This window comes from Clostridium sp. MCC353, assembly GCF_018785315.1.
Taxonomy (GTDB): Bacteria; Bacillota; Clostridia; order Lachnospirales; family Lachnospiraceae; genus CHH4-2.
In genome coordinates this window covers 369-3304 of record NZ_WQPN01000119.1, presented here as the reverse complement: position 1 = coordinate 3304, position 2936 = coordinate 369, and the positions used below count along the sequence as shown (strand labels likewise).

General features: G+C 40.8%; 1 protein-coding gene and 7 tRNA genes. All 8 read left to right on the top strand.

All coding sequences use genetic code 11. From position 1 onward, the window contains the following. Window positions 1–181: 181 nt before the first annotated feature. The 8 genes from GPL15_RS19840 to GPL15_RS19805 all read left to right on the top strand — a co-directional run bounded on the left by GPL15_RS19840 (window position 182) and on the right by GPL15_RS19805 (window position 2765). Window positions 182–255, top strand: a tRNA-Asp gene (locus GPL15_RS19840). A 16-nt stretch (window positions 256–271) separates the two neighbouring features. Further along, window positions 272–344: transfer RNA gene (locus tag GPL15_RS19835), tRNA-Val, on the top strand. A gap of 9 nt (window positions 345–353) precedes the next feature. Then, window positions 354–426, top strand: a tRNA-Thr gene (locus GPL15_RS19830). 22 nt (window positions 427–448) lie between these two features. Next, window positions 449–530, top strand: a tRNA-Tyr gene (locus GPL15_RS19825). A 28-nt stretch (window positions 531–558) separates the two neighbouring features. After that, window positions 559–632, top strand: a tRNA-Met gene (locus GPL15_RS19820). Window positions 633–713: 81 nt separating this feature from the next. After that, window positions 714–786: transfer RNA gene (locus tag GPL15_RS19815), tRNA-Phe, on the top strand. A 16-nt stretch (window positions 787–802) separates the two neighbouring features. Continuing rightward, a tRNA-Lys gene (locus GPL15_RS19810) sits at window positions 803–875 on the top strand. Window positions 876–974: 99 nt separating this feature from the next. After that, window positions 975–2765 (top strand): DUF5050 domain-containing protein, encoded by a 1791-nt coding sequence (locus GPL15_RS19805; RefSeq protein WP_215700407.1) that lies wholly within the window; start codon window positions 975–977, stop codon window positions 2763–2765. The last annotated feature ends 171 nt before the right edge of the window (window positions 2766–2936 follow it).

Sequence of the window (2936 nt, the reverse complement as noted above, 5' to 3'; positions counted from 1 at the left end):
AGGGCAGAGGTGGAAGCATGGCAACATGTGGAGCTGACTGTTACTAATCGGTCGAGGGCTTAACCAAGTTGGTTTAGGAAGAGGAACCGGTGTGAAACCGGAACGGATGGAACGGCAGAATTGCTGTGGATGATATATAATTCAGTGTGTGGTTTTGAGGGTACATATACCTTAGTTTTTTGGCCTGGTGGCTCAGCTGGTTAGAGCGCCGCCCTGTCACGGCGGAGGTCGTGGGTTCGAATCCCATCCGGGTCGTTTGTATATAAATTGTGGGATCTTAGCTCAGCTGGGAGAGCATCTGCCTTACAAGCAGAGGGTCATAGGTTCGAGCCCTATAGGTCCCATTTATATACGCCGATGTGGCTCAATTGGCAGAGCAGCTGATTTGTAATCAGCAGGTTATCGGTTCGAGTCCGATCATCGGCTTGGGTTTTATCTAATATAATATGGGGGAATTCCCGAGTGGCCAAAGGGGGCAGACTGTAAATCTGTTAGCTGTGCTTTCAGTGGTTCGAATCCACTTTCCCCCACTCAGTTTTAAAATTAAATAATTATTATCGCGGGGTGGAGCAGTCTGGAAGCTCGTCGGGCTCATAACCCGAAGGTCGTAGGTTCAAATCCTGCCCCCGCAATTTCGCGTTACTACCATCACTGAGATGGAGCACGCTTTATGTGTTACAGCGCTTAATAAAGTGCAAATACACGCTCAACGTGCCTTGGTAGCTCAGTTGGTAGAGCAGAGGACTGAAAATCCTCGTGTCACTGGTTCGATTCCGGTCCAAGGCATATTTCAAAACAATATGGGATATTAGCTCAGTCGGTAGAGCACTTGACTTTTAATCAAGTTGTCCGGGGTTCGAATCCCCGATGTCTCAGTTAATCAGCACTGTATATATGCAGTGCTTTTTTTGTTGTATTGCAACATTTAATATTCTCTGATAGAATGGATAAAGTGGAAGAAAAGGGGAGATGATATGCGGGATTCTTTGTTAAAAAAAGTATTGGATTCTGCCAGACAAGGCGAATTGGATGGTTTTGAAAAATTTTACATATTGACATATAAAGATGCATATCGTCACGCTGCGTCTTTCATTAAAGAACCGAATGATATTTGGAAAATCCTTTGTGATGTATATGTGAAATTATACGAAGATCGGGAAAAAATTCCGGGGCCTAATGAAATTAAAAAGAAAATATTTGAACTGGTAGATGATATTTCAGCGGACTTATTGGGTGAAGAGGAACTTTATAATGGAGACGAGCCGGAAAACTGTGAAATATCGGAAGAAAAAGCAGCTACAGTTTTATCTCTTATAGAAGAAAAAGCAGGAATTACAGATAAGGAATCGGAGAATCTTAAAACCAGAGATTATATATTCAGCGGATTCAGGGCTATTATAGCATTGGCTGTTGTAGGTTTAGCAGTATTTATTGTTTTAAACGGAACCAGAAAGGTTCAGTCATATAACTCTAAAATAAAGACTATTTTGGCGGATACTGTGATAGGAACCCTTGCGGAAACAACTAATGCTTCAACGGCTCAGGAAACGGTCATAGAGGCAGAAGTGGTGGACATGGAACCGGGCCTTAAAGAATTTGCAGAAGGAAAGAAGTATTTAGAAGAAGATAAAACATATTTAAAAGATTCTTGGAAAGATGTGGATGGTAAATTATATTATTTTGATAGTGATGAATATGCGGTTGCCGGAACTATGGTAGTTGGTGATCAGGTGTTTACTTTTGGTGAAGACTGTGCTCTGCTTTTAATTGAACGTGTGGAACCTGATGAAATAAGCGCTGCTAAATCGGTTCAGGATGTAGATGGAGTGATATATTATTTAAAGGAAGTTATAGATAATGAAAATCCGCACGTGGTAAAATATGATTTATACCGGATAAGTGAGGAAAAAAGGGAGCAAGGAAAAAAGGAGTTGATTATTAGTAATATACAGGATTATTTTATTTTCGATGATATGCTTTATTATATGCAGGATAATATTTTACATAAACGAACGATATTAAATGAGGGATATGCCATTGAAGACATTAAAACGGAAGTTCTGAATAAAGGAGATGCGTTTTATCTGGTAAATGAACTTGAAGAGCCGGTTAGCAGCGAAAATGGCATTGTTGAGATTGAAAGACGTCAGTACCGGGTGGATAATGGAAAAATTAAGTATGTTAAGCCGGGAGAAATGCGGACGCAAGGTGTCACGTATTATTTTAATGGAAGTACACCCCAGACAAGCAGGGGTATTTATTGGAAGTATGCAAGCGGAGAAGGCAGTATTTTGGTAGAAGAGGGATATTGGATTGATAGTTTTTGTATTGTTGGCGATTGGATTTACTATAGTGTTTATGTAGGAAAAGCTGATGGATACAACCGATATAGCCAGCTTTATAGAATTAGTGTGGATGGTACTCAAAAAGAGGTGTTGTCTGAAGTATTTAAGGGAAATATGATGAATATGTATTATTATCCAGACAAGCAGGAAATCTATGGAGAGTATAGGCCAAATACGGATAATAATTATGGCAGACTGGCTGCTATCTCTTTGACCGGGAAAATTGAGTTGATTAATGACAGCGCTGTAAGAATAGGAAAAGATACTACGGGAGAGGATACGCTGGAATTAATTATGGTTTCAGGCGATAAGATTAGCTGTTATTGGCATGACTGCGATTGGTATGCTGATGGTGGGGTAAAGATTTTATGGACTGTGCCAATTGAATTGTCTGATAAGGAGAGGATTCCTTTGCAGTAAATGGTTTTGAGTATAAATCTTTATTTAACATATTCGCGAAAGTAACGCCATGAATCCTGGGAATGGGGACGGATGGGGGTGGAGGCCTGCTTGGAGGTTTGGCGCCGGGCGGAGCGGAATCCGTTGGCGATGAAAACCGGCTTCCAACCATAAGTGAAACTAAGGCTCCAT